At 73.3% G+C, this 24801-nt stretch carries 25 protein-coding genes and 1 tRNA gene; 13 read left to right on the forward strand and 13 right to left on the reverse strand.

All coding sequences use genetic code 11. The features are described 5' to 3' along the window. The first annotated feature begins 104 nt into the window (after positions 1-104). The gene (locus tag IE245_RS24075; protein ID WP_189950994.1) at positions 105-1670 is read left to right on the forward strand and encodes a DoxX family membrane protein; all 1566 of its coding nucleotides are present in this window, start codon (positions 105-107) and stop codon (positions 1668-1670) included. Positions 1671-1748: 78 nt separating this feature from the next. Here IE245_RS24075 and IE245_RS24080 read toward each other — a convergent pair whose 3' ends face one another. From IE245_RS24080 to IE245_RS24090, 3 genes are all read right to left on the reverse strand, one after another. Continuing rightward, a complete protein-coding gene (locus IE245_RS24080) occupies positions 1749-2465 on the reverse strand; it encodes a nucleotidyltransferase family protein (RefSeq protein WP_189950996.1) in 717 nt (238 codons plus the stop codon). 46 nt (positions 2466-2511) lie between these two features. Further along, a complete protein-coding gene (locus IE245_RS24085; protein WP_189950998.1) occupies positions 2512-2928 on the reverse strand; it encodes a hypothetical protein in 417 nt (138 codons plus the stop codon). 235 nt (positions 2929-3163) lie between these two features. Further along, positions 3164-4261: an ABC transporter ATP-binding protein gene (locus tag IE245_RS24090; RefSeq protein ID WP_189951000.1), complete on the reverse strand. Its 1098-nt coding sequence runs from the start codon at positions 4259-4261 to the stop codon at positions 3164-3166. A gap of 196 nt (positions 4262-4457) precedes the next feature. Between IE245_RS24090 and IE245_RS24095 the strand changes: the two genes are divergently transcribed. Beyond that, the gene (locus IE245_RS24095; protein ID WP_189951002.1) at positions 4458-5336 is read left to right on the forward strand and encodes a helix-turn-helix domain-containing protein; all 879 of its coding nucleotides are present in this window, start codon (positions 4458-4460) and stop codon (positions 5334-5336) included. A 35-nt stretch (positions 5337-5371) separates the two neighbouring features. After that, a tRNA-Thr gene (locus tag IE245_RS24100) sits at positions 5372-5445 on the forward strand. A 77-nt stretch (positions 5446-5522) separates the two neighbouring features. On the opposite strand, the gene IE245_RS24105 is transcribed toward IE245_RS24100, so the two are convergent. After that, positions 5523-6917 carry an NAD(P)/FAD-dependent oxidoreductase gene (locus IE245_RS24105; protein ID WP_189951004.1) on the reverse strand — a complete coding sequence of 465 codons (1395 nt, stop codon included), beginning with the start codon at positions 6915-6917 and terminating at the stop codon, positions 5523-5525. A 145-nt stretch (positions 6918-7062) separates the two neighbouring features. Here IE245_RS24105 and IE245_RS24110 point away from each other — a divergent pair, with 145 nt between their 5' ends. Genes IE245_RS24110 through IE245_RS24120 form a run of 3 tightly spaced genes read left to right on the forward strand, consistent with a single transcriptional unit; the run spans position 7063 to position 8809 of the window. Then, positions 7063-7950, forward strand: coding sequence for an aminoglycoside phosphotransferase family protein (locus IE245_RS24110; protein ID WP_189951006.1), 888 nt, complete (start codon positions 7063-7065; stop codon positions 7948-7950). Positions 7951-7954: 4 nt separating this feature from the next. After that, a complete protein-coding gene (locus IE245_RS24115) occupies positions 7955-8437 on the forward strand; it encodes a GNAT family N-acetyltransferase (protein WP_189951008.1) in 483 nt (160 codons plus the stop codon). A 9-nt stretch (positions 8438-8446) separates the two neighbouring features. Continuing rightward, positions 8447-8809: a hypothetical protein gene (locus IE245_RS24120; RefSeq protein ID WP_229851470.1), complete on the forward strand. Its 363-nt coding sequence runs from the start codon at positions 8447-8449 to the stop codon at positions 8807-8809. A gap of 17 nt (positions 8810-8826) precedes the next feature. Here IE245_RS24120 and IE245_RS24125 read toward each other — a convergent pair whose 3' ends face one another. Next, positions 8827-9825: a zinc-binding dehydrogenase gene (locus IE245_RS24125; protein WP_189951010.1), complete on the reverse strand. Its 999-nt coding sequence runs from the start codon at positions 9823-9825 to the stop codon at positions 8827-8829. A gap of 127 nt (positions 9826-9952) precedes the next feature. Between IE245_RS24125 and IE245_RS24130 the strand changes: the two genes are divergently transcribed. Beyond that, the gene (locus IE245_RS24130) at positions 9953-10609 is read left to right on the forward strand and encodes a pentapeptide repeat-containing protein (protein ID WP_189951011.1); all 657 of its coding nucleotides are present in this window, start codon (positions 9953-9955) and stop codon (positions 10607-10609) included. Positions 10610-10628: 19 nt separating this feature from the next. On the opposite strand, the gene IE245_RS24135 is transcribed toward IE245_RS24130, so the two are convergent. The 4 genes from IE245_RS24135 to IE245_RS24150 form a co-directional block, all read right to left on the reverse strand. After that, a complete protein-coding gene (locus IE245_RS24135; protein WP_189951013.1) occupies positions 10629-11129 on the reverse strand; it encodes a hypothetical protein in 501 nt (166 codons plus the stop codon). Between the two features lie 93 nt (positions 11130-11222). Next, a complete protein-coding gene (locus IE245_RS24140) occupies positions 11223-12449 on the reverse strand; it encodes an FAD-dependent monooxygenase (protein WP_189951016.1) in 1227 nt (408 codons plus the stop codon). A gap of 47 nt (positions 12450-12496) precedes the next feature. Then, a complete protein-coding gene (locus IE245_RS24145) occupies positions 12497-13117 on the reverse strand; it encodes a response regulator (RefSeq protein ID WP_189951018.1) in 621 nt (206 codons plus the stop codon). Beyond that, positions 13114-14241, reverse strand: coding sequence for a sensor histidine kinase (locus tag IE245_RS24150; RefSeq protein WP_189951144.1), 1128 nt, complete (start codon positions 14239-14241; stop codon positions 13114-13116). The genes IE245_RS24145 and IE245_RS24150 overlap by 4 nt, the downstream gene beginning before the upstream one ends. Positions 14242-14717: 476 nt before the next feature. On the opposite strand from IE245_RS24150, the gene IE245_RS24155 reads away from it, so the two are divergent. Then, a complete protein-coding gene (locus IE245_RS24155; RefSeq protein ID WP_229851471.1) occupies positions 14718-15260 on the forward strand; it encodes a GlcG/HbpS family heme-binding protein in 543 nt (180 codons plus the stop codon). A 90-nt stretch (positions 15261-15350) separates the two neighbouring features. Further along, the gene (locus tag IE245_RS24160) at positions 15351-16769 is read left to right on the forward strand and encodes a M1 family metallopeptidase (RefSeq protein WP_229851472.1); all 1419 of its coding nucleotides are present in this window, start codon (positions 15351-15353) and stop codon (positions 16767-16769) included. A gap of 169 nt (positions 16770-16938) precedes the next feature. Here the strand turns inward: IE245_RS24160 and IE245_RS24165 are convergent, their stop codons facing one another. Continuing rightward, entirely contained in the window at positions 16939-17514 is a 576-nt protein-coding gene (locus IE245_RS24165) for a TerD family protein (RefSeq protein ID WP_189951023.1), read from the reverse strand. 90 nt (positions 17515-17604) lie between these two features. Between IE245_RS24165 and arfB the strand changes: the two genes are divergently transcribed. Then, positions 17605-18069, forward strand: coding sequence for an alternative ribosome rescue aminoacyl-tRNA hydrolase ArfB (arfB, locus tag IE245_RS24170; RefSeq protein ID WP_373305389.1), 465 nt, complete (start codon positions 17605-17607; stop codon positions 18067-18069). A 53-nt stretch (positions 18070-18122) separates the two neighbouring features. On the opposite strand, the gene IE245_RS24175 is transcribed toward arfB, so the two are convergent. Next, complete coding sequence (locus tag IE245_RS24175; RefSeq protein ID WP_189951027.1) at positions 18123-18686, reverse strand: flavin reductase family protein; 564 nt, start codon at positions 18684-18686, stop codon at positions 18123-18125. A 250-nt stretch (positions 18687-18936) separates the two neighbouring features. On the opposite strand from IE245_RS24175, the gene cdgB reads away from it, so the two are divergent. The 3 genes from cdgB (at position 18937) to IE245_RS24190 (ending at position 23111) form a co-directional block, all read left to right on the forward strand. Then, complete coding sequence (cdgB, locus tag IE245_RS24180; protein ID WP_189951037.1) at positions 18937-20676, forward strand: diguanylate cyclase CdgB; 1740 nt, start codon at positions 18937-18939, stop codon at positions 20674-20676. Between the two features lie 159 nt (positions 20677-20835). Next, positions 20836-22035 (forward strand): RNA-guided endonuclease InsQ/TnpB family protein, encoded by a 1200-nt coding sequence (locus IE245_RS24185; protein WP_189951039.1) that lies wholly within the window; start codon positions 20836-20838, stop codon positions 22033-22035. A gap of 92 nt (positions 22036-22127) precedes the next feature. Continuing rightward, a complete protein-coding gene (locus IE245_RS24190) occupies positions 22128-23111 on the forward strand; it encodes a carbohydrate-binding protein (RefSeq protein WP_189951041.1) in 984 nt (327 codons plus the stop codon). An 86-nt stretch (positions 23112-23197) separates the two neighbouring features. Here the strand turns inward: IE245_RS24190 and IE245_RS24195 are convergent, their stop codons facing one another. Both IE245_RS24195 and IE245_RS24200 read right to left on the reverse strand, forming a co-directional pair. Further along, positions 23198-23677, reverse strand: coding sequence for a hypothetical protein (locus IE245_RS24195; RefSeq protein ID WP_189951043.1), 480 nt, complete (start codon positions 23675-23677; stop codon positions 23198-23200). A gap of 74 nt (positions 23678-23751) precedes the next feature. After that, on the reverse strand, positions 23752-24678 hold the full coding sequence (locus IE245_RS24200; RefSeq protein ID WP_189951045.1) for a 1-phosphofructokinase family hexose kinase: 927 nt from the start codon (positions 24676-24678) through the stop codon (positions 23752-23754). Positions 24679-24801 lie beyond the last annotated feature (123 nt).

Raw genomic sequence — 24801 nt, forward strand, 5'->3', positions numbered from 1 at the left:
AATGGTTCCCCCGGGTGCGTCACCCTCGCCGTCGGCGATCTTGACGGGTCTCGGACATTTCCCGCGTGTCAAGGCAGTGTCCTAACCCCGCGTCACTCGGTTAGATGAGTGTGGACACCAGAACGCCCCGGCCGGGGTTCGACGATCAGCCGGCGTTGAGCATGGTCAAGGTGGATTCCGATCCCGCCCAGGTGATCGTGAACCACGCCAGCTTCCGGGTGCGGCTCGCGCCTGCCCAGCCGCCGAGGTCCGCCGGGAACCCGCGCCTGGCCGGGCTCTCCGGTGCCGGGGGCGCGGGAGCGCCGCGGCGCCGCCCCGTCGTGTGGAGCGGGAAGGCGACGCCGGGCGCCACCGGGCTCCTGCAGGCCGTGCGCGAGGCCGAGGCCGCCCCGGGCGCCGCGGTCTCCACGCTGGAGCCGGCCACCCAGACCATCCCGCGCATCGACGACACGATGCCCACGCCCGTCGTGCCGGCGGAGGCCGCCGGCCCCCTGCTGCCGCCCATGCGGCGCGCCGAGGGCGCCTACGACGAGGTGTACGAGCCGCGGCCCGAGCCGGAGCCGTACGAGGAGGGCCGAGCCCCGCACCGGCAGGGCGGCGACGCGGTCCGGCACGCCTACTACCCGGGCCGCCGGATGAACCTCGGCGTCGTGCTCCTCCCGCTCCGCGTCTTCCTCGGCTTCATCTCCATCTACGCCGGCATGGGCAAGCTCTGCGACCCCGTCTACTTCGACGGCGGCGAGCGCGGCTCCATGGTCAAGTGGCTGACCCAGCTGCACCCGTGGCCGCTCGCCGAGCCGCTGCGGGACTTCGCCCTCCAGCACCCGGTCGGCGCCGGACTCACCGTCGCCTTCCTCCAGGTCGTGGTCGGCGTCCTCACCGTGCTCGGTCTCTGGCAGCGGGCCGCCGCCGTCGTCGGCGCGCTGCTGTCGGCCGCGCTGATCCTCACCGTCAGCTGGCGGACCGTGCCCGTCTACGACGCGCCCGACATCATCTACCTGGCCGCCTGGTCGCCGCTGATCATCGCCGGCGCCCCCGTCTACTCCCTCGACGCCCGCCTCGCGGGCGAGGCCTGGCGGACCCTCGGGCCGCGCGCCGAACTGTGGGAGCTGCGCCGCCGGGTGGTGCGCCGTTCGACCCTCTTCGCCTCCGTCGTCGTCGGCCTCACCCTGCTGATCGGCTCGGTCCTCGGCGGTGCCGTCCGCTCCACCGAGATGGTGACCGTGCCCGGTCCGAACAACGATCCGGTCAACCACCTGCCGGGCCAGCCGCTCCCCACCGAGCCGGAGCGGCGCCGGACCCCGTCGGAGTCGCCGCGCGGCGAGCGCCCGGAGCCGTCCGCGTCGACGAGCGCCGAGGCCCGCGAGGAGGCGGAGGAGACCGAGGAGGCGACGACCCGGCCGACGGAGACCGGCAGCGGCAGCTCCTCGCCGACGCAGGAGACCCGTCCGACGGCCCCGCGCACCACCGGCGGCGCCACCAGCGGCAGTTCCTCGCCGGCCCAGACCAAGCCCGCGCCGCCGCCGTCCACCAGTGACGCCCCGGCCACCACGGGCGGGACGACCGGTTCGTCCGGCTCCACCGGTTCGACGAGCGAGCAGCCGCCGACCGAGGAGGCCCCGACGGGCGGCGACGCCCCGCGGAACCCGATCGGCGGCCTGCTGGGCTGAGCCCGGAGCCGTACGCCTACGGAAGAGGCGGCACCGTCCCACCGGACGGTGCCGCCTCTTCGTCGTGGCCGTGGCGTCTCAGAGGCCCTGGGCGGCGAGCTCCTTCGCGGCCTCCGTGAGGTCCTTCGCGGTGTCGATGGCCCTCCAGTACGCCCCCTGGGGCAGCGGGAAGCCGGCCAGGCGCCGCTCGCGGGCGAGGCGGGGGAAGGTGGTCCGCTCGTGGTCGCCGAGGTCGGGGAGGAGCTCGGTGAAGGCGGGGGAGAAGACGTACACGCCGGCGTTGATGAGGAACGGCGACGGCGGGGCCTCGACGAAGTCGGTGATGTGCCCGAAGGTGTCGGTCTCGACGGCGCCCCACGGGATGCGGGGGCGGGCCAGGGCGAGGGTGGCGGTGGCGTCGCGCTCGTCGTGGAAGGCGGCCATCTCGCGCAGCGAGAAGCGGGTCCAGATGTCGCCGTTGGTGGCGTACCACGGCCGGTCCGGCTCGGGCAGGTGCGCGGCGGCGTACTTGAGGCCGCCGCCCCGGCCCAGCGGCTCGGTCTCGATGACCGTGGTCACCTTGAGCGGGAGGTCGGCCGAGTCCAGCCACTCCTGGAGGACTTCGGCGAGGTGCCCGCAGGAGACGACGGCGTCGGTGACGCCCTCGGCGGCCAGCCAGGACAGCTGATGGCCGATGATCGGGGTCCCGGTGCCCGGGATCTCGACCATCGGCTTGGGGCGGTCGTCGGTGTAGGGGCGCAGCCGCGAGCCCTGGCCGCCCGCCAGGACCACGGCCTGCGTCGGAGTGGTGTGCATACGGGGAACGATAGGTGCCCCGCGTGCGCGGGCGCGGCGAGCGCGCTCAGGCCGTCGCGCGCATCACGCCGGTCGCGTACGCGGTGTCGCAGACCGGGCGGGAGAAGGACTGGGCGCGGGCCGGGCCGTAGTGCTCGACGGCGGCGCGGCCGAGGGCGCGGGCGATCGACACGCAGTGCTCGGCGAGCGAGGGGCGGTTCTCCACCTCGCGCTGGAGGTGGGTGAGGGCGACGCCGGGGTCCTTCTCCTGGAGCTCGGCGAGGAGCCGGTCGCGCAGGACGTCCTGCGGGGCGCGGGACTTGGCGCGGGTGGAGACGTCCGCCGAGGAGGCGGTCAGCATCTGGCCGTCGGCGTCCTGGCCGGCCCACGGGACGGCGGACACCGCGAGCGTTCCCGACAGGACCAGGACGACGGGGAGGACGAGGGCGAGGGAGCGGCCGATTCGGCGGGCAGTGTGCGTCACGCAGGCGAGCGTAGCGGGCGGTAGTGATATGGCGACATTTAGTCACTCTCGCGAGGGATGGTTCGACGCGGCTTTTCGAATCCCGTGTTGACGCGGAGCGGTGGGGCGGGCCCCGAATGCCGGGGTTTTCCGGGGTAAGACCGCTTATCCGTGGGGCGATCCCGTTTAAACGAACGACCCCGCATCCGCCAGGGACACGGGGCCGTTCGCCACGGGCCGTTTCCGGCCCGGCGGGTCACTCGCTGATGCGCTGCTCCGTGGACTTGGAGAAGACGTGCATCTCGCCGGCGCGCGGGACGACGTGCAGCGTGGAGCCCTTGGCGGGGATCTCGCGGCCGCCGACGCGGATGACGATGTCCTTGTCCTCGCCGCCGACGCGGGTGGAGCCGTAGACGAAGCCGTCGGAGCCGAGCTCCTCGACGACGTTGACGGTCACGGCCACGCCGTCCTTGCTGGTGGCGCCGGAGACGTCGAAGTGCTCCGGGCGGACGCCGACGACGACGGTGGTGTCGCCGTTGGCGGCGGCGGTGGCGAGCGCGTCACGGGAGACCGGGACGACGCTGTTGCCGAACTTCACGCCGCCCTCGGTGATCGGGACCTCGATCAGGTTCATGGCGGGGGAGCCGATGAAGCCGGCGACGAAGAGGTTCGCGGGCCTGTCGTACATGTTGCGCGGGGTGTCGACCTGCTGGAGCAGACCGTCCTTGAGGACGGCGACGCGGTCGCCCATGGTGAGGGCCTCGGTCTGGTCGTGGGTGACGTAGACCGTGGTGATGCCGAGGCGGCGCTGCAGGCCGGCGATCTGCGTACGGGTCGAGACGCGGAGCTTGGCGTCGAGGTTCGACAGCGGCTCGTCCATGAGGAAGACCTGCGGCTCGCGGACGATCGCGCGGCCCATGGCGACACGCTGGCGCTGACCGCCGGAGAGCGCCTTCGGCTTGCGGTCGAGGTACTCGGTGAGGTCGAGGATCTTCGCGGCCTCTTCGACCTTGGCGCGGATCTCGGCCTTGTTGACGCCGGCGATCTTGAGCGCGAAGCCCATGTTGTCGGCGACGGTCATGTGCGGGTACAGCGCGTAGTTCTGGAACACCATGGCGATGTCCCGGTCCTTGGGCGGCAGGTGGGTGACGTCGCGGTCACCGATGCGGATGGCGCCCGCGTTCACGTCCTCCAGGCCGGCGAGCATGCGCAGCGAGGTGGACTTGCCGCAGCCCGAGGGACCGACGAGGACGAGGAACTCGCCGTCCGCGATCTCGATGTCGAGCTGGTTGACGGAGGGCTTGGTGGCACCCGGGTAGATGCGGGTCGCCTTGTCGAAAGTGACGGAAGCCATGGTGATGTGTCCCTTCACCGGCAGGAACGTGCCGGACGATCCGAGTAAAGGAAGGATTGAGGTCTAGTCCACCAGGGTGAACTCCGCTTGACGCTACCCCGGCGATGTCGGGTCTGTCAGTAGTCGCAGGCGGTGACTTTTTCGGATAATCGTCCGGCACCGCCCTGCCGCTCCCCCCCACCGATGGAGGCGTCCCATGCGGCTCTCCGCCGACGACCGGCGCTCCCTGAAGCGGCTCCTCCAGCGTCGCCGGGCCGCGATACCCCCGGTGACCAGGGGTTTCCCCCCTCGGCTTCCGGGTCCGGGGAGACGGGCCGAGGGGCTGAGCCAGGAGCAGATGGACGAGCTCCTCGCGCGCGCCCGGGGCACGTACAACCGTCTGGAGAACGGCCGGCTCGCCCACCCGGGCGCCGACCTCCTCACCGCCGTGGCGCGGGCGCTGGGCCTCGACGAGCACGAGTGGACCTTCCTCTGGCGGGTGACGCGCAAGGAGAACCCGCCCGGCGCCCTGCACGGCAGCGCGGGCACCGACGTCGCCGGCGTGTGGCGGCGGATCGTCGAAGGGATCACCGGCACCCTCGTGTACCTCAGCGACGTCGAGTACGGCATCGTCGCCCACAACGAGGAGTTCCGCGCCTTCTTCCCCCGCCGGCAGGCGCCCGCCAACGTCATGCGCTGGCTGCTCCTGGACCCGGAGGCCCGCGCCGAGGTCCTGGTGGACTGGACGGACCGCTGGGCGCCGGCCGTCATGCCGCACCTGCGGCAGACGGTGGAGTCGCGCCCCCGGAACGCGGCGCTGGCCCGCCTGGAGCGGGACGTCCTCGCCGACCCGGTGGCCGGGCCCCTCTACCGCGACCTCGCGGCCGTCCCCCTCCCGTACGAGGACGGCGCCGAACTCCCGGTCCACCACGCCGTCCACGGCCCCGGCCGCCTCACCACCTGCCTCGCCGAACCGATCGTCGCCCCCGGCGCGCGCCTCAACCTCAGCATCTACATCCCGGACGGCCCCGCCGCCGGCCTTCGCCCCGGCCTTCCCCCGGACTTCGCCCCCGACCGATTTCGGGACCCTGTGTAGAGTGGGCCACGCGCGCGTGCCCGACGCGCGCGCCCGCCGCCTTAGCTCAGTTGGCTAGAGCGCTTGACTTGTAATCTTGAGGTCGTCGGTTCGATTCCGACAGGCGGCTCGTACGACGAAGGCCCCGGCCCCCGCGAGGGGTTCGGGGCCTTCGTCACGTGCGGCGCGCCCGGCGTGCTCGCGCCGTCAGCGGCCCGCGACGCGGTTGGCCCAGCGGGCCGCGCGGTCCGTGGTGGGGGCGTGGGTGGTCGCTTCGCGGTGGTCGGCGGCGCGGTAGGCGGTGTAGAGGGTGTGGACGCCGAGCCAGCGGAGGGGTTCCGGCTCCCAGGTGCGGACCTTGTGGTTCACCCACGGGAGGGTGGTGAGGTCGGTGGGGCCGGACTGGCCGGAGTCCTGGCGGATGAGGTCGCGGAGGGTGCGGGCGGCGAGGTTGGTGGTGGCGACGCCGGAGCCGACGTAGCCGCCGGCCCAGCCGAGGCCGGTGGAGCGGTCGAGGGAGACGGTGGCGCACCAGTCGCGGGGGACGGCGAGGACGCCGGACCAGGCGTGGTCGACGCGGACGCCCGCGAGCTGGGGGAAGAAGCGGACGAGGACGTCGCGGAGGGCTTCGATCGTCCGCGGCTGGGTGCGGCCGTCGTTGTCGGTCTTCGAGCCGTAGCGGTACGGGACGCCCCGGCCGCCGAGGGCGATGCGGCCGTCGGCGGTGCGCTGGGCGTACATGTAGGCGTGGGCCATGTCGCCGAGGGTCTCCAGGCCGTTCCAGCCGATGGACTCCCACTGGGCGTCGGTGAGCGGCTCGGTGGCGATCATGGAGGAGTTCATGGGGAGCCAGGTGCGGCGCCGGCCGGCGAGGGAGGCGGTGAAGCCCTCCGTGCAGCGGAGCACGTACGGGGCGCGGACCGTGCCGTACGGGGTGACCGCGTGCTTCGGCTTGATCTCGGTGACCGGGGTCGACTCGTGGATGGTGACACCGAGGGCCTCGACGGCGGCGCGCAGGCCGTTGACCAGCTTCACCGGGTGGACGCGGGCGCCGTGCGGGGTCCAGGAGGAGCCGACGGCGCCGGCGACGCGGATGCGTGCGGCGGTCTCGCGGGCGCCGTGGATCTCGCGGTCCGTCTCGCCGAAGGCGTGCTCGACCGCGTGGAACTCCTTGAGGCGGGCCAGCTGGGCGGGGGTGAGGGCGACCTCCAGGACGCCGCCGCGGTGCTGGTCGGCCTCGATCTTCTCGGCGTCGAGGACGTCGAGGACCTCGGTCACGGTGGCGTTCATCGCCTGCTGGAGGCGGACGGCGGCGTCGTGGCCGTGCAGCTTGGCGTAGCGGTCGCGGCCGGCGATGCCGTTGTAGAGCCAGCCGCCGTTGCGGCCGGAGGCGCCGTAGCCGCAGAAGCGGGCCTCCAGGACGACGATGTCGAGGAAGGGCACCGCCTTCTTCAGGTAGTAGGCGGTCCACAGGCCGGTGTAGCCGCCGCCGACGATGCAGACGTCGGCGGTCCGGTCGCCGGGGAGCGGCTCCTGCGGCTCCGGCAGGCCCTCCTGGGCGAACCAGAAGGAGATGCCGCCATTGACCGTGCTGGTGTTCATGTTGTCCCTCTTCCCGGTGCGTGGCGGGAGGGTACCGGGGGCGCCGGTCCCCTGGAAACGGGTCTTCCGGCGGGCGGGGGCGGCCGGAGGCGCGGTGGGCTCCGGGGGCTGCGGGACGAGGAGCCCGGGTCGTAGGCTCGGGTGGGTGATCGACGTACCCGAGGAACTCGCGGCCAGTCAGGCGAAGTACAACGGTGAGGCGGGGCGGGCGTTCGTCGCCGCGCTGCCGGGACGCGCCGAGGAGTTCCTCGGCCGGTGGGGGCTGCGGCTCGCGGGCCCCTCGATGCACGGTGTGGCGTCGCTGGTGCTGCCGGTGCGGCGGGCCGACGGCACGCCCGCCGCGCTCAAGCTCCAGCTCCTCGACGAGGAGAGCGAGGGCGAGCCGGTCGCGCTCCGCGCGTGGGGCGGCGACGGGGCGGTGCGGCTCCTGGAGCACGATCCGGAGACGGGCACGATGCTCCTCGAACGGGCCGACGAGCGGCGGCACTTGTCCCGCCACGGCGACGAACGGGAAGCCGTGCGCGTCCTGGCGGGGCTGCTCGCCCGGCTGTCCGCCCTCCCGGCGCCTCCCGGGCTGCGGCGGCTCGACGCGATCGCCGGGCGGATGCTCGCGCGCGTGCCGGCCGCGACGGCCCGGCTGGGCGCCGGGGACGCGGCGCTGCTCGCGGACTGCGCCGCCGCCGTGCGGGAGGTCGCGGCCGAGCCCGGCGACCGGCTGCTCCACTGGGACCTGCACTACGACAACGTGCTGGGCGCGGAGCGCGAGCCCTGGCTGGCGATCGACCCGAAGCCGCTCGCCGGCGACCCCGGCTTCGAGCTGCTGCCCGCCCTCACGGACCTGTGGAACCCGGATCCGGCGGAGATCCGCTGGCGGTTCGACCTGCTGACCGAGCGGCTCGGCCTCGACCGGGAGCGGGCGCTGGCGTGGACGCTGGGCCGGGTGCTCCAGAACGGCCTCTGGGACGTCGAGGACGGCGAACCCGCGCTCGACGCCGACCAGGTGGTCATCGCGCGGGCCCTGCTGGCACGCTGACGTCATGATCCGTACCGCCACACCCGCCGACGTGCCCGTCGTCCACGCCCTGATCCGTGACCTCGCGGAGTACGAGAAGGCCCTCGACGAGGTCCGCGCCACGCCCGAGCAGCTCCACGAGGCGCTCTTCGGCGAGCGGCCGGCCGCCTTCGCCCACATCGCCGAGACCGAGGACGGCGAGCCGGTCGGCTTCGCGCTCTGGTTCCTCAACTTCTCGACCTGGCGCGGCGTCCACGGCATCTACCTGGAGGACCTGTACGTCCGTCCGGAGGCGCGCGGCGGCGGCCACGGCAAGGCGCTGCTGACCGAGCTGGCGCGGATCTGCGTGGAGCGCGGCTACGAGCGCCTGGAGTGGTCGGTGCTGAACTGGAACAAGCCGTCGATCGACTTCTACGAGTCGCTGGGCGCCCGCCCGCAGGACGAGTGGTCGGTGTACCGGCTCACGGACGGGGCCCTGGCGGCACTCGGCGCGCGGGGCGGGGTGTAGGAAGTCCCCATGTGCAATGACGACAAGGACCACGGTCACGACATGGGCGTCGAGGCCCGTTTCCGGCGGATCACCGACTTCATCGAGGCCCGGCTGACCCCGCTCTTCGACCCCGCGAACGGCAGCGACCACGGCTTCGGGATGGACGACACCTCCCGCGCCCTGCGGGCGCTGCGCTACACGGTGCAGGCGGCCTCGCAGGTCTCCGGCCTGGTGGAGAAGCGGGAGACGGCGCCGGAGCTGCGCCAGGTGGTGGACCAGGCGCTGGAGCACAACTGGGACGCGCTGCGCTCCATCGCCCGGATGTGGGAGGACCACGAGGACTTCCGGAAGGAGTTCAAGGCGCACTCCTGGGACGTCCTCGGCGTCTGAGGCCCCGGTCCGTGTCCCTACGGGACGAGCACCACCTTGCCCATCGTGCCCCGGTTCTCCAGGGCGCGGTGGGCTCGTGCCGCTTCGGCGAGGGGGAAGCGGTGGACGGCGGGGCGGAGGGTGCCGTCGGCCGCGGCGGCGAGGGCGGCGAGTTCGAGGGCGCGGACGTCGCCGCCGGCCTTCTGGATCATGACGGGGCCGAGGATGGAGCCGGAGGTGATGCCGCGTGCGGTCAGCTCCTCCTCGGTGTAGGTGAGGGGTTCGCCGTCGTGGAGTCCGGCACCGGACCAGCCGAAGACGAGGTGCTGTCCGCCCTTGCCGAGGAGGTCGACGGCGGCGCGGCCGGTGTCGCCGCCGACGGAGTCGAAGACGACGGTGGCGGTGCGGTCGCCGAGGAAGGCGCGGACCTCGGCGGGCCAGTCGGGGAGGGTGTAGTCGACGGCGAGGTCGGCGCCGTTCTCGCGGACGCGGGCGACCTTGGCGGGGCCGCCGGCGAGGCCGATGACGGTGGCGCCGGCGTTCTTGGCGTACTGGACGAGGAGGGTGCCGATGCCGCCGGCGGCGGCGGGCACGATCGCGACCGATTCCGGGCCGAGTTCGGTGAACTGGAGGATGCCGAGGGTGGTGCGGCCGGTGCCGATCATGGCGACGGCCTCGGCCTCGCCGAGGTGGTCGGGGAGGGCGTGGAGGCGGGCGGCGTCGGTGACGGCGAGCTCGGCGTAGCCGCCGGGGTTCATGCCGAGGTGGGCGACGACGCGCCGGTCCAGCCAGGACGGGTCGGTGCCCTCGCCGACGGCGTCGACGGTGCCGGCGACCTCGCGGCCGGGGACGGTGGGGAGTTCGGCGGGGGCGGGGAAGGGGCCGGGGGCGCCCTCGCGGAGGGCGGTGTCGAGGAGGTGGACGCCGGCGGCGGCGACGGCGATGCGGACCTGGCCGGGCCCGGGGACGGGGTCGGGGACCTCCTCGTGGGTGAGGTTCTCGGCGGGGCCGAAGGCGTGGAGGCGGATGGCGTGCATGACGGTTCCCCTGACGTCGTGGCGGGTGTGCGGTCGGCTGTGCCGGCTTGCGGGACCACGTTCGTACCTGAACCTCGCTTGAGGTCAAGGGCGGGTGGCTGTCGGTGGTGTGCGTCACGATGGGCGCATGAAGCGAAAGACCAGGGCGCCCCGCCGGGTGGAGCTGCGGCTGCCGCCCCTGGAGCCGTACGGGGGCGGGCTGGAGCCCGACGGGGACTACGACGGCCTGGAGCTGGCCGGGCTCGATCTGGCGGGCGCCTCGGGGGAGGGCGCCCGGTTCCTGGACTGCCTGGTGCGGGAGTGCGCGCTGGACGGGGCGCGGCTGACGGGGGCGCGGTTCCTGGACTCGCGCCTGGAGGCGGTACGGGGCGTGGGGACCGACCTGTCGGGGGCGCAGCTGCGGGACGCGGAGGTGCGGGAGGCGCGGTTCGGGGGGACGCAGCTGCACGGCTCGGCGTGGGAGAGGGTGCTGGTCCGGGGCGGCAAGTGGGACTACCCGAACCTGCGGTCGGCGACCCTGCGGGACGTCGTCTTCGAGGGGTGCGTCCTGGTGGAGCCGGACTTCGGCGGGGCGGTCCTCGAGCGGGTCGCGTTCGTGGACTGCGAGCTGGTCGGGGTGGACCTCGCCGGGGCGAGGCTGACGGACGCGGACCTGCGCGGGGTGCGACGCCTGGAGATCGCGCGCGGGGTGGAGTCCCTGGCGGGCGCGGTGATCTCCTCGGTGCAGCTGCTCGACCTGGCGCCGGTGCTCGCGGCGCGGCTGGGGGTGCGGGTGGAGGACTGAGGCCGGCGGGCCCCGGGGGTCACTTCACGCGGGGGAAGCGGGACTGGAGGGCCCAGACGGCCGGGTTGTCGGCCAGGCCCTCGTGCATGTCGGTGAGGTCGGCGATCAGGTCGTGGAGGAAGTCGCGGGCCTCGCGGCGGAGTGCGGCGTGCGAGAAGGTGAGCGGGCGTTCGTCGCCGGGCATCCAGTCCGCCTCGACGTCGACCCAGCCGAAGCGGCGCTCGAAGAGCATCCGGTCCGAGGACTCGGTGAAGTCGAGCTCGGCGTACTGGGGGCGGGAGGCGCGGCTGCCGGCCGGGTCCCGGTCGAGCTGCTCGATGATGTCGCAGAGCGCCCACGCGAAGTCGAGGACCGGCACCCATCCCCAGGCCGTGGACACCTCGCGGTCCTCCTCGGTGTCCGCGAGGTACACGTCGCCGCAGAAGAGGTCGTGCCGCAGCGCGTGGACGTCCGCCGCCCGGTAGTCGGTCTGCGGGGGGTCGGGGAAGCGCCGGGAGAGGGAGTAGCCGATGTCGAGCACCCACTGATGGTGTCACGCCCCCGGGCCCGGCGTCCCCCGGGTTCGGCGTCCCCCGGGTTCGGCGCCGGACGTGGTGGGTCCCCGGGCCCGGCATCAGACGCGGTGGGTCGCCCGGGCCAGCCGCGGGCCGAGCCAGCGCTTGAGGCGGCGCAGCGGCTCCAGGCTGCCGGCGGCGCGGTCGAGGCGGTAGTAGAGCTGCGGGGGGACGTGGGGGAGGAGCGGGGAGTGGCGCTGGCCGAGGAGGGCGAACATCCGGTCCGGCTCCAGGGCCATGTAGCGGGGGAGGTTCTCGTACCACTGGGCGCTCAGGCGGGCCGCGCTCTGCGCGGAGACGAGTTCGGCACGGCGGCGCCGGCCGTAGGTGCCGAGGGCCGTGTCCAGGTCGCCCGGGTGGGTGCGGAGGGCGTCGGCCAGGGCCAGGGCGTCCTCCAGGGCCAGGGTGGTGCCCGCGCCGATCGAGTAGTGCGTGGTGTGGGCGGCGTCGCCGAGGAGGACGGTCCGGCCGTGGTGCCAGGCGCGCGTGGTGAGGGTGCGGAAGCGCAGCCACTGGGCGGGGTCCGCGCCCCGGTCGCGGCCGATGAGCGGGTGGCCGTCGAGGAGGTCGTGGAAGAGCTTCTCCAGGAGGGCGAGGCAGTCGCCCTCGGGCATGGTGTCCAGGCCCAGGCCCGTCCAGGTGCCGGGGGCGCACTCCACGACGCAGGTGGAGCGCTCGCCGCTGAAGCCGTAGGCGTAGCACCAGATCCAGCCGTGCCCGGTCTCCTTGAAGGCGAAGCTGAAGGAGTCGAAGACCTTGCTGGTGCCGAGCCAGATGTACGGGTTCCGGCCGGTGGTGAAGGCGGCGCCGAAGGGCTCCGGGTCCGCCTCGCGCAGCGTGCTGTGGACGCCGTCGGCCGCGACGACCAGGTCCGCGCCGGCCAGCTCCGGGGCGGTCGGGCCCGCGATCGGGTGCTCGTGCGCGATCTCGACGCCCAGCCCGGCGGCCCGGTCCGCGAGGAGCCCGAGCATCCGGCGGCGGCCGATGCCGAAGCCGGCGTCGCCGCGGTGCACGGTCCGCTCGTCGCGGACGATCGCGAGGCCGTCCGTCCACGTCACCGAGGCCTCGGCGACGGCCGCCGCGGACTCCGGGTCGCCCGCCCGCAGCTTGTCGAGGAGCCCGGCCCAGTAGGTGACGCCCCAGCCGTAGGTAGAGCCGGCCGCGTTCCGCTCGTACACGGCGATCTCGTGCGACGGGTCCTGGCGCTTGAGCAGGATCGAGAGGTACAGGCCGGCGGGCCCGCCACCGACGACGGCGATCTTCACGTGCGCTCCCGAGGAGAACATGACACGGTGCAGTGGAACGACAGCGCACGGTAGCAGTCGCCGGGGGTTCAGGGGAGCAGGCGCCGCTCCTTCGCGACCGCCACGGCGCCGGCCCGCGTGTCGACGCCGAGCTTCGCGTAGATCCGGCCCAGGTGGGTCTTGACGGTGGCCTCGCTGATGAAGAGGGCGCGGGCGATCTCCTTGTTGCCGAGGCCGTGGGCGAGCTGGCCGAGGATGTCGCGCTCCCGGTCGGTCAGGGAGGGGCCCGCGGCGCCGCGCATCCGGTCCATGACCCGGCTCGCGACCGGCGGGGAGAGGGCCGTGCGCCCCTGGGCGGCGGCGTGGATGGCGGCGAACAGCTCCTCGGGCCGCTCGGCCTTCAGGAGGTAGCCGGTGGCGCCCGCCTCGATGGCGCGGGTGATGTCGGCGTCGGTGTCGTAGGTGGTGAGGACGAGGACGTGGACGCCGGTGGGCGCGATCCGCCGGGTCGCCTCCACGCCGTCGATGCCGGGGCCGAGCTGGAGGTCCATCAGGACCACGTCCGGCTTCAGCTTGGCGGCCATCGCGACGGCCTCCTCGCCGCTGCCGGCCTCCCCGACGACCTCGATGTCGGGGGTGGAGCCGAGGAGGGCGAGCAGCCCGGCGCGGACGACGACGTGGTCGTCGCAGAGGAGGATGCGTACGGTCACGGGCGGGCCTCCACGGGGGGCGCGAGGGGGATGGCGGCGGAGAGCACCGTGCCCTCGCCGGGGGTCGACTCCACCGTAAGCGTGCCGCCCAGCTGCCGGGCCCTGACCCGCATCGCGGGCAGGCCGTGGCCGCGGACGCCGCCGTCGCGGGCGGCCGACGGGTCGAAGCCGCTGCCGTCGTCGGCGACGTCCAGCACGACCTGGTCGTCGAGGTAGGTGAGGGTGAGGGCGGCGGAGGTCGCGCCGGCGTGCTCCCGGATGTTGGCGAGCGCGCCCTGCGCGATCCGCAGCAGCGCCGACTGCGCCCGGTCCGGCAGCGGCACCGGCGTGCCGTCGACCCGGAAGGCGGCCGACTCGCGCTCCGCGAGCCCGCGCAGCGCCTGCTCCAGGCCGCCGCCCTCGGCGAGGTCGGCGGGGGCCAGGTCGTGGACGAAGCGGCGGGCCTCGGCGAGGTTCCGTTCGGCGATCGACTCGGCGGTGCGGACGTGCCGGCGGGCGGTCGCCGGGTCGCCGTCCCAGGTGCGGTCGGCGGCCTGGAGCAGCATCTGCTGGCTGGACAGGCCCTGGGCGAGGGTGTCGTGGATCTCCATGGAGAGCCGCTGCCGCTCGGCGAGGGTGCCCTCGCGCCGCTCGATCGCGGCGAGTTCGCGGCGGGTGCGGATCAGGTCGTCGATGAGGGCGCGCTGGCGGGCCGCCTGCCGGTCGGCGTGGACGAAGACGCCGGTGGCGATGGCGGCGACGGCCGGCGGGGCCACGATCAGGTTGGGGTCCCAGCCGCCGTGCGAGAGCTGCACCTGCGCGAAGACGACGAAGGCGGTGAGGAGGGTGACGAGGACGAGGGCGGCCCTCGCCGGGAGGGTCCGCAGGCCGGTGTAGAAGAGCGGGACCGCGCACCAGGCGAAGCTGGGCGCGAGGACGACGAGGACCACCCAGACGGCGACGACCGTGCACAGCCAGGCGATCCGGCCGGGGGTGGCGCGGGTGCCGAGGACCGGGCCGAGGAGGTAGAGCGCGGCGAGCGCGACGGAGAGCGCGACGATCCACAGACCGCGGTCCTCCCACTCGTGGCGGATGAGGAAGCGGACCAGGGAGGCGCCGAGCAGCAGGAAGAACGCGACGTGCATGACGCGCGCCAGCCACCCGGCGTCCGGGTCGTGCGGCTGCCCGCCGCGCGCGCCGCCGCCGTACGGGGCCTGGCCGTACGGGGCCTGGCCGTACGGGGGAGGGGCGTACGGAGCCCGGCCGTGCGGGGCCCGCCCGTGTGGGTCCCGGTCCTGCGGGGCCCGCCCGTGGGGAGCGGGTGTCGGGTCTGGGGTGTGCCGTGCGTGCCGGCCGGTCCGGTCCACCGTCTCGTCTCCTTCGCGGGCCGCCCTCGGTGGCGCGCCCACGCGGGGCCGCGCTGACCTGGGTGTACGTATCCATGCTGACCCGCGAGGACCACGCGGGCATCAGCCGATCGGCTGACCCCGGCATCGTCCGGTGCGCGCCGGGAGGGCAGCCGGACCGTCGACCGTACGGGGCGGGACCCGGACCCAGGATGGACGCAGAGCGAACGCAGCACCCGCCCTCCTCCTCCTCACGACCTCCTCGGGAGCCCACCATGAAGAAGAAGCTCGTCCTCGGCACCACCGTCGCCGCCGTCCTGGCCGCCGGCACCTTCGGCGCCGTCTCCGCGAACGCCTCCGCCCCGGCCGCCGCCCCCGCCGCCGTCGTCAAGGCCGACGCGGGCAACGACAACCTGTTCCAGACGAACCACCTCACCGTCGAGGCCGCCACCGACGCCGCCGAGGCCGTCCTGGACGCCGCCGCGAAGGAGAACCAGCGGGTCTCCGTGGCCGTCGTCGACCGCAACGGCAACACCATCGTCACCCTGCGCGGCGACGGCGCCGGCCCGCAGTCCTACGAGTCGGCCGTGAAGAAGGCGTTCACCGCCGTCTCCTGGAACGCCCCGACCTCCGAGCTGGTCAAGCGCCTGGAGCAGGCCCCGAACCTCAAGGACATCCCGGGCACCCTCTTCCTCGGCGGCGGCGCCCCGGTCACCGCCAAGGGCGGCCCGATCGCCGGCATCGGCGTCGCGGGCGCCCCCTCCGGCGACCTGGACGAGAAGTTCGCCCGCGCCGGCGTCGCCGAGCTCGCGAAGTAGGCCGGGCCCCTCGACCGGTGGGGGCCTCCGATTCCCCCCGACGGACGCCCTCACCGCCGCCTCCTGTCCGACTTGTCTAGGATCCGTACCGTGATCCCGACCCGCCGGACCGGACGGTCCCCCCGGGCCGCCGCCTCCCTGGCGGCGGCCCTCGCCGTGCTCGGCGGCCTCCTCGCCGGCTGCGCGCCGGAGACCGGCGGGGTGCGGGGCACGCCCGGCGCGTCCGGGCTGCGCGACCCGTACTTCGCGAAGCTCGGCAACGGCGGTTACGACGTCGGCCGCTACGCCCTCGACCTCGCCTACGACCCGGACACCGGACGGCTCGACGGCACCGCGCGGATCACCGCCCGCGCCACCCAGGACCTCTCCGCGTTCAACCTCGACCTGTCCGGGCTGACCGTCACGGGCGCGACCGTCGACGGCGCGCCCGCCGCCGTCAACCGCGCCGGCACCGAGCTGACGCTCCGTCCGCGCGACGAGCTGCCGCGCGGACGGGAGTTCACCGTCACGGTCGAGTACGCGGGGGTGCCCGAGCCGCTCACCGACCCCGACGGGTCGGTCGAGGGCTGGCTGCGGAGCGCCGGCGGGGCCCTCGCGGTCGGCGAACCGGCCGGCTCCATGACCTGGTTCCCCGGCAACCACCACCCCTCCGACAAGGCGGCGTACGAGATCGCGCTGACCGCCCCCAGCGGGCTGGCGGCGCTCTCCAACGGCGTCCGGGTCTCCGCCGAGCCCGTCTCCGGCGGCCGCACCCGCACGGTCTGGCGCCAGCCGGAGCCGATGGCGAGCTATCTCGCGACGGTGGTGATCGGCCGGTACGAGACCACCACCGGCACGGCGCTCGGCGAGGTCCCGGTGGTCACCGCCGTCGATCCCGCGCTCGTCTCCGCGACGGCCGGGCTCCGCGCCGAACTCCCCGTGCTCCTCGCCCGCCAGCGGGACCGCTTCGGCCCCTATCCCTTCTCCGCCGCCGGTGCCGTCGTCACCGCCGACGGGTCCCTCGGCTATGCCCTGGAGACCCAGACCCGGCCCGTCTTCCCGGCCGGCTCCTTCGACCGCACGACGCTCGTGCACGAACTGGCCCACCAGTGGTTCGGGAACTCCGTCACCCCCGCGTCCTGGCAGGACATCTGGCTCAACGAGGGCTTCGCCACCTACGCCGAGTGGCTGTACGCGGAGGAGCACGGCTCCGTGCCCGCCGCCGACAGCTTCGCGGCGGCCTTCGCCGAGGACGCCAACTGGGCCTTCCCGCCCGCCGATCCCCCCTCCGCGGAGAACCTCTTCGACCGGCCCGTCTACCAGCGCGGCGCGATGGTCCTCCACAAGCTCCGCGAGACCGTCGGCGACCGCGTCTTCGACGAGCTGCTGCGCGGCTGGGCCGCGAAGCACCGCCACGCCAACGCCTCCACGGAGGACTTCACGGCCTACGCCGAGTCGGTGGCGGGCCGCGGTCTGGACGCGGTGTGGGACGTCTGGCTGTACGGCGACGGGCGGCCGCGCACGCCCTAGACCAGGGCCTTCCCGAGGACCACGCACGGGCCGGCCGTGGGCCGGGTCCGGGCGGCGGGGCGCCGTCCTCCAGGGCCCCGGGCGCGAGGGTCTCGACGGTCACGGGGCAAGGGCGGGGCCCCGGCGGGTCGAAACCCGGCCGGGGCCCGGTGGCTCCACGAGCCGTGTGTCAGAGGTTCACGCCGAAGTCGCGGGCGATGCCCTCCAGGCCGGAGGCGTAGCCCTGGCCGACGGCGCGGAACTTCCACTCGGCGCCGTTGCGGTACAGCTCGCCGAAGACCATGGCGGTCTCGGTGGCGGCGTCCTCGGAGAGGTCGTAGCGGGCGATCTCGGCGCCGCCGGCCTGGTTCACGATGCGGATGTACGCGTTGCGCACCTGGCCGAAGTTCTGCGAGCGGGAGACCGCGTCGTAGATGGAGACCGGGAAGACGATCTTGTCGACGTTCGCCGGGAGGCCCGCGAGGTTGACGTTGATCTGCTCGTCGTCGCCGCCGCCCTCACCCGTGCGGTTGTCACCCGTGTGGACGATCGTCTGGTCCGGGGTGGACTTGTTGTTGAAGAAGACGAAGTGGGCGTCCGAGGCCACCTTGCCGGCGGCGTCGACGCCGATCGCGGAGGCGTCCAGGTCGAAGTCGGTGCCGGTCGTCGTGCGGACGTCCCAGCCGAGGCCCACGGTGACGGCGGTCAGACCCGGCGCCTCCTTGGTGAGGGAGACGTTGCCGCCCTTGGTGAGGCTCACAGCCATGGGGGAGACCCTTTCATCGCGGTTCATCACGTTCTCTTCGCCGGGAGAAACGCGGAACGGCGCTCCACGGTTCCCGTCGGCGAAAACAGGATGACGGTCCGCGCCCGTCCCGGGGAACATGGAGGCATGTCAGGTCCGTATCAGATCCGCGGCTCCGTCTCGCTGCCCGAGGCCGAGCTCCAGTGGCGTTTCTCGCGCTCCTCGGGTCCCGGCGGCCAGCACGTGAACACGTCCGATTCCCGCGTCGAGCTGCTCTTCGACCTCGCCGCGACCCAGGCCCTGCCCGAGGTGTGGAAGGCCCGCGCCCTGGAACGGCTCGCCTCCCGCCTCGTGGACGGGGTGCTGACCGTACGGGCCTCGGAGCACCGCTCCCAGTGGCGCAACCGCGAGACGGCCGCCGTCCGGCTCGCCGCGCTCCTCGCCGAGGCGACCGCCCCGCCGCCGAAGCCGCGCCGCGCGACGAAGATCCCCCGGGGCATCAACGAGCGCCGGCTGCGGGAGAAGAAGCAGCGCGCCGAGACGAAGCGCGGCCGGCAGGGCCGCGACTGGGGCTGACGGGGCGGCGTACCGATGGGCCGACGGGCTGATCGCCCGGCGGGCCCGCGCGTTCAGCCCAGGTGGCGGTAGCGGCCCCGGAAGTAGGTGAGGGGCGCGCCGTCCGGCGCGGGCAGGCCGACCGAGAGGACGCGGCCGACGACGAGGGTGTGGTCGCCGGCCACCACCCGGTTCTCCGTGCGGCACTCCAGGGTGGCGAGCGCCCCGTCGAGCAGCGGCGCCCCGCTCTCCGTGCCGCGCGTGTGCGGCAGGTCGGCGAAGAGCAGGCGGTCCGAGACGCGGCCCTTCATCGAGAAGCGGCCGGCGACCTGCCGCTGCTCCTCGGCGAGGACCGACACCGCCCAGACCGGCACCTCCTCCAGGAGGTCGTCCATCCGGGAGCCGTTGCGCAGGCTCACCAGGACCAGCGGCGGGTCCAGCGAGACGGAGAGGAAGGCGGTGGCGGTCATGCCGACGTCCTCGCCGCGCGGGCCGTCGTCGGGGTCGTGCGCGGTCACCAGGACCACTCCGGCCGCGAGGCGGGACATGGCCGCCCGGAACTCGTCGTCGCTCACCCCCTCAGCATGAGGGATGGCGAGGTCGGTGACGGGAGGTGAGGGCGGGGTCTTCTGCAGCACACCGGAACGCTATTCCGGGGTCCGCGCGGGCCGCATCGGGCCGGGGGACCAGAGCGGCGCCCGGCAAGGGTCCTAGGACCCGGACCGGGGACCGGACGCACCCAAGCCTGTGACTTAAGTCACAGAGGGCAGTATTTGCTGACCCTGTGTACCGGGTGCGCAGCTCGCTGTGATTCAGTGGCGGGGACAGTACAGCACGAAGCCGATGAGAACCCTGGAGTTGCTGTCGAGGTCTCGGGGAGAGCGAGCGATGGAGACCGAGTCGGAGCCTTACGTCCGTCTCTCGACCCTGCGGCAGCTGCATCAGGTCGTGGCGGACCTGAACACCGCCCGCAGCCTCGCGGACACCCTGCAGACCGTCGCCGACGGCGTCGTCGCCGGCCTCAACTACCAGCTGGCCTGCGTGAACCTGGTCCGGCCCGACGGCGACCTGGTCGTCGCCGCCTTCGCCGGAGACCCCGCAGCCGAGGCCCTCATCACCGGCCGCGTCGGCTCCCGCGAGTCCTGGGAGCGTCGGCTCGCCATGGCCGTCCCCTGGGGCGACCTGCGGTTCATACCGCACACCGAGGGCTGGGTCCTCATGGACGACGACGTGCCCCAGTGGCACACCGACGGCCCCGCGCCCCGCTTCGAGGACGAGTGGCACCCCCACGACCGGCTGTACGCCCCCATGTACGCCCCCGGAGCCCGCTCCGCCCACCCCGGGGAGCCCCGGGGCACCGGCCGGGAACTGCTCGGCGTCATATCCGTCGACCGGCCGCGCAACGGCCGGCACCCCGGGCCCTGGGGGCAGGAAGCCCTCCAGATGTACGCCTCCCAGTCCGCCATCGCGATCAGCAACGCCCGTCTCCGCTCCAACATGCAGCGCGCCCTCATCCGCCTGGAGCGCGAGCAGCAGGCCCTCCGCGCCAGCGAGGAGTCCTTCCGGCAGGCCTTCGAGTACGCCCCCTCCGGCATGGCCATCGCCGAGCTCGGCGGCGACCAGCACGGCCGGCTCCTCCGCACCAACGACGCCCTCTGCCGGCTCCTCGGCCGCCCCGCCTCGGTGATGCGCCGCTACTCCTTCGCCGACCTCGTCCACCCCGAGGACATCGGCACCCTCCTCCGCACCTCCGCCGAGGGCGGCCGCGCCGAACTGCGGCTCGGCCGGCGCGACGGCACCTACGTGTGGGTCTCGCTGCGGAACTCGGTGGTCGCCGACACCGCCGACGGGCCCCGCTTCCTCCTCACCCACGTCGAGGACATCGAGGAGCGCAAGCGGCACGAGCTCCAGCTCGCCCACCGGGCCTCCCACGACGCCCTCACCGGCCTGCCCAACAGCGCCGAGCTGCGCTCCCGGCTCTCCGCCCGGCTCTGCGAACGCCCCGCGCACGCCGGCGCCTACCAGGGCCCCGGCCCCGACCCGCTGCCCGCCGCGTACGGGGGCGGCGGCCACGAGGCGTACGAGGGCGGGTACGAAGGGGGCCACGACGGCGGGTACGAGTACGGCCACGAGCACGAGCACGGCTTCGGTTTCGAACCGGCCGGCGGCGGGGCGTACGACCACCACGTGCACACGGTCGCGCCGACCGGCGGCGACGTCGACGACGGCACCAAGGGGCTCGCCGTCCTCTTCTGCGACCTCGACGGCTTCAAGTCGATCAACGACCGCTTCGGGCACCACACCGGCGACGCCGTCCTCATCGAGGTGGCCCGCCGGCTCACCACCGGCGTCAGGGACGGTGACACGGTCGCCCGTCTGGGCGGTGACGAGTTCGTCGTCCTCGCCGACGGCCTGGGCGCCGCCGACGCCGCCGACCTCGCCGTCCGGCTGCGGAACGCGATCATCCCGCCCATCCGGGTGGACGGCCGGGCGGTGCGGGTCGGGGCCAGTTTCGGCATCGGCTGGGCCGAATGCGGGATGACCGTCGAAGAGGTCCTGAACTCCGCCGACCAGCGGATGTACGTGGAGAAACGGTCCCGTGCCAAGGTGCAGCGGCGGGCCGGTTGATCGCTTCCCGCGTGATGGCCGTCTGAAGTCCTTTCGTCGGCACCCCACCTTCGGGTGGAGGAAGGGAACGAAGGCCCTGCGGAGCGGGGTTTCGCCGTAGGACTGATGGGCCGCGCTCTGATCAGCGAGTTTGTACCTCACCTGTTGCGACGCTAGTTTGTGAGCGTGCCCACGCATGTGAAGCGGGCGTTCAAGTACCGCTTCTATCCCACGGACGAGCAGGCAGCCGAGCTGTCGCGCACGTTCGGCTGCGTCCGCAAGGTCTACAACATGGCGCTCGCCGCCCGTACTGAGGCGTGGGCGCGGCAGGAGCGGGTGAACTACAACGCCACGTCGGCGATGCTGACGGCGTGGAAGAAGACCGAGGATCTGGCGTTCCTCAATGAGGTGTCGTCGGTTCCGCTCCAGCAGTGCCTTCGGCACCTGCAGGCGGCGTTCACAAATTTCTTCGGCAAGCGGGCCAGGTACCCGCGCTTCAAGTCGAAGAAGAAGTCGAGGAGGTCTGCCGAGTACACCACCAGCGGGTTTCGCTTCCGTGATGGGAAGCTGACGTTGGCCAAGATGGCGGTACCGCTGGACATCGTGTGGTCCCGGCCCCTGCCCGAGGGGGTGAAACCTTCGACGGTGACCGTGTCTCAGGACGCGGCCGGGCGTTGGTACGTCTCCATGCTGTGCGAGGACCCTGCCGTCACGCCGCTCCCCGTGACGGATACCGCCGTGGGCGTGGATGTCGGCCTGGATCATCTGCTGACCCTCTCGACCGGGGAGAAGATCGCCAACCCCCGGCACGAGCGCCGTGACCGCGCCCGCCTCGCCCTGGCCCAGCGCCGCCTGGCGAAGAAGACCAAGGGGTCGGCGAACCGGGCCAAGGCCCGGCGTAAGGTTGCCAAGATCCACGCCCGGATCGCCGACCGCCGCCGTGACGGCCTGCACAAGCTGACCACTCGACTCGTTCGTGAGAACCAAACGATCGTGATCGAGGACCTGACCGTACGCAACATGGTCAAGAACCGGAGTCTGGCCCGCGCCATCAGCGATGCCGCGTGGAGCGAGTTCCGGAACCTGCTGGAGTACAAGGCCCAGTGGTACGGGCGGGAAGTGATCGCGGTCGACCGCTTCTTCCCCTCCTCCAAGCTGTGCTCCACCTGCGGCACCCTCCAGGGGAAGATGCCGCTGCACGTCCGCACCTGGACGTGCGACAGCTGCGGAACGACCCATGACCGGGACGGGAACGCCGCGAAGAACCTGCTGGCCGCCGGACGGGCGGTGTCGGCCTGTGGAGCTGGTGTAAGACCTCAACGGAGTTCTCCGGGCGGGCAGTCGGCGACGAAGCAGGAAGTCTCACGGCGCGAGCCGTGAGAATCCCCTCCCGTCAAGGAGGAGAGCGTCAATCGTTCGGGGTAGGCTCGCCGGGTCGGCGACGGCTGGCGAGCATGGAGAGGATGACCCGGATGGCTGCCGGTAACGACGGCGCGAACAAGCCCGAGGACGACGATCCGTTCGGCTACCTGTACGCGGACGGACAGGCACCGGCCGGCGGCCGTGCCCCACAGGGCGGCGGCTACGGCTACCCGCGCCCCGCGCCCGCGCAGCCGGGTGTGCCCCGTACCTCGTACAACCAGGTCAGGACGGTCGGCGAGCGCCAGTACGGCCAGCAGCCGGCGCAGCCGTACGTACCGCCGCAGCAGCAGGCACCGTACGGCCAGCAGCACCAGCCGCATCCGCAGTACGCGGCGCCTGAGACGTACGGCAACGGCCAGCAGCCGCCCCGGCACACCCCACCCCCGCAGCCCCCGCGTGGCGGCGGCCGCGGCCCGAACACCAAGGGCCTCCTGATCGGCGCGGTGGCGGTCGTCGCGGTCGTCGTCGCGGGCATCACGGCGGCGATCATCGGGAACCAGGGCGACAAGAAGGAGCAGACGGCGGGCGGCCCCACGACCTCCTCGGCCCCGGTGCCCCCCAGCCAGGACCCCACCACCTCCACGGAGCCCACCGAAGAGCCGACCAAGGCCCCGCTGCCCAAGCAGGACGCGGCGTCGCTCACGCTCGGCGGCGTCGCCAGCGTCGGCACGGAGATCAAGGGCGCGAAGGGCCCGGGCGGCTCCTATGTGTCGCTCAACGGCGTCGGCGGCTCCGCGAGCTGGACCGTGGACGTCCCCGAGGCGGGCGACTACACGCTCAAGATCATCTACAGCGTGCCCGGCAAGGACGCGGACGCCATGCTGACGGTCAACGGCAACGCACCGTACAAGGTCAACATGAAGAACTACGCGCTCGCCCCGGAGGGCGACTGGGAGAAGGGCTGGACCAACACGTACGGCTACACCACCCTCGACAAGGGCAGCAACTCCCTCAAGATCTCCTGCGAGCAGGGCAACGCCTGCGAGGCGATCATCGACCAGGTGTACCTGGTGGAGGGCAAGGTCGGCAGCTGACCGTGTCAGCCGCCGACGTCAGCCCCGTGCGACCCGGCGGCCTTCCGGCGGTAACCCTGGGCCGCGCGAGGGTCGCGTTCGGACGCCTACCAATCGGTGCAGTGGTTCTTCGTGCTGCCGTCACCGTTGACGCGAGCCACCTGAATCCCGATGTCGAAGAGACCGTTGGTGTGCGAGGCCGTGGTGTGCCAGGTGCTCGTCGTGCCGTTTCCCTGCGCGTTCGTACGCCACGGCCAGTAGTGAATTCGTCCGAAGGTGTCCTTGGAAACCAGTCGTATCCGGACGCTGAGCTCGTCGGCAGCGGTGTCGGTCAGAGTGAACTTGACGTTAATCGTTGCGTCGGGCCCGTACCAGTTGGTCGCAGACATGTCGCCGTAGGCACCGGTCGTGCCGCAGCCCCTGATGGCGGTGAAGCCCGTGGCGGCGTTTGCTGACCCGGTCGTCGAAATGGACAAGGCGAGCGCAGAAACGAGAACGCTGGCAGCAGTGATGACTTTCTTCGGTATGTGCGTATCCCTCGTTGAGTGGGGTCGAGTTATCCAACCCTCGCTCACGTAATCGAACAAGCGCCAAATGGAGGGTGACAGTTAGTCAGGTATGGGTCGCGAAGCGCCATTTTCTGGCGTGAAAGAATAGATTCTCACGCCGCCGAAGGGGACGTGACGCGGATCCTCGGGAGCAGGTCGGCGTAGACCGTCGGGTCGTACTCGCCGGCCACCGGCGCGGCGACCGTGGCCGCCGAGAGGGCGGCCGCCCGGGCCAGGCGGTCCGGCCAGGGGACGCCGGCGACCAGGCCGGCGAGGAGGGCGGCGACCGCCGAGTCGCCGGCACCCGTCGGGTTGCCGTGGACCGGGGCCGGGGGCGTCGCCCGCCAGAGGCCGTCCGGGGTGGCGGCCAGGAGGCCGTCGGGGCCGAGCGAGCCGACGACGGCGTGGGCGCCCCTGCGGCGGGCGTCCTGGGTGGCGCGGCGCGGGTCGCGGGAGCCGGTGAGGCCGGCGAGCTCGTCGGCGTTGGGCTTCACCAGGTCGGGGCGGGCGGCGATGCCGCGGCGGAGCGGTTCGCCGCCGGTGTCGAGGAGGACCGGGACGCCGGCCGCGCGGGCCGTCCGGATCAGCTCGGCGTAGGCGCCGACGTGGACGCCGGGCGGGAGGCTGCCGCAGAGGGCGACGGCCGCCGCGCCGGGCAGCAGCTCCGCGTACCGGGCGCGGAAGGCGGTCCACTCCTCGGCGGTGACGGCGGCGCCGGCCTCGTTGAACTGGGTGGTGTCGCCGGCCGAGGCGTCGACGACCGCGAGGGTGCGGCGGGTCGTCGCCCCGACCGTCACCAGGGCGTCGGTGAGGCGCGGGACGGGCGCGAGGAGCGCGCGGAGGCGGTCCCCGGTGGGGCCGCCGGCGAAGCCGGTGACGACCGTGTCGTGGCCGAGCGCGGCCAGCACCCGGGCCACGTTGACGCCCTTGCCGCCGGGCCGCTCGGCGTGGTCGGCGACCCGGTGGCTGGTGTGCGGGACGAGGGCGGGGACGCGGTAGGTGACGTCCAGCGCCGTGTTGAGGGTGACCGTGAGGATCACCTGTCCACCCCCCGTACTTCCGGTAAGACCTGCGGAGACAGCCGCGATCATGCCAAAGGGACGGCGATCGGCCCAGTCCCTGGGCCGGTTACCGTCCCCTTTCGGCCTGATCAGGCGGTCTGC

Source organism: Streptomyces roseolus, assembly GCF_014649855.1.
In the GTDB taxonomy this organism is placed as follows: domain Bacteria; phylum Actinomycetota; class Actinomycetes; order Streptomycetales; family Streptomycetaceae; genus Streptomyces; species Streptomyces roseolus.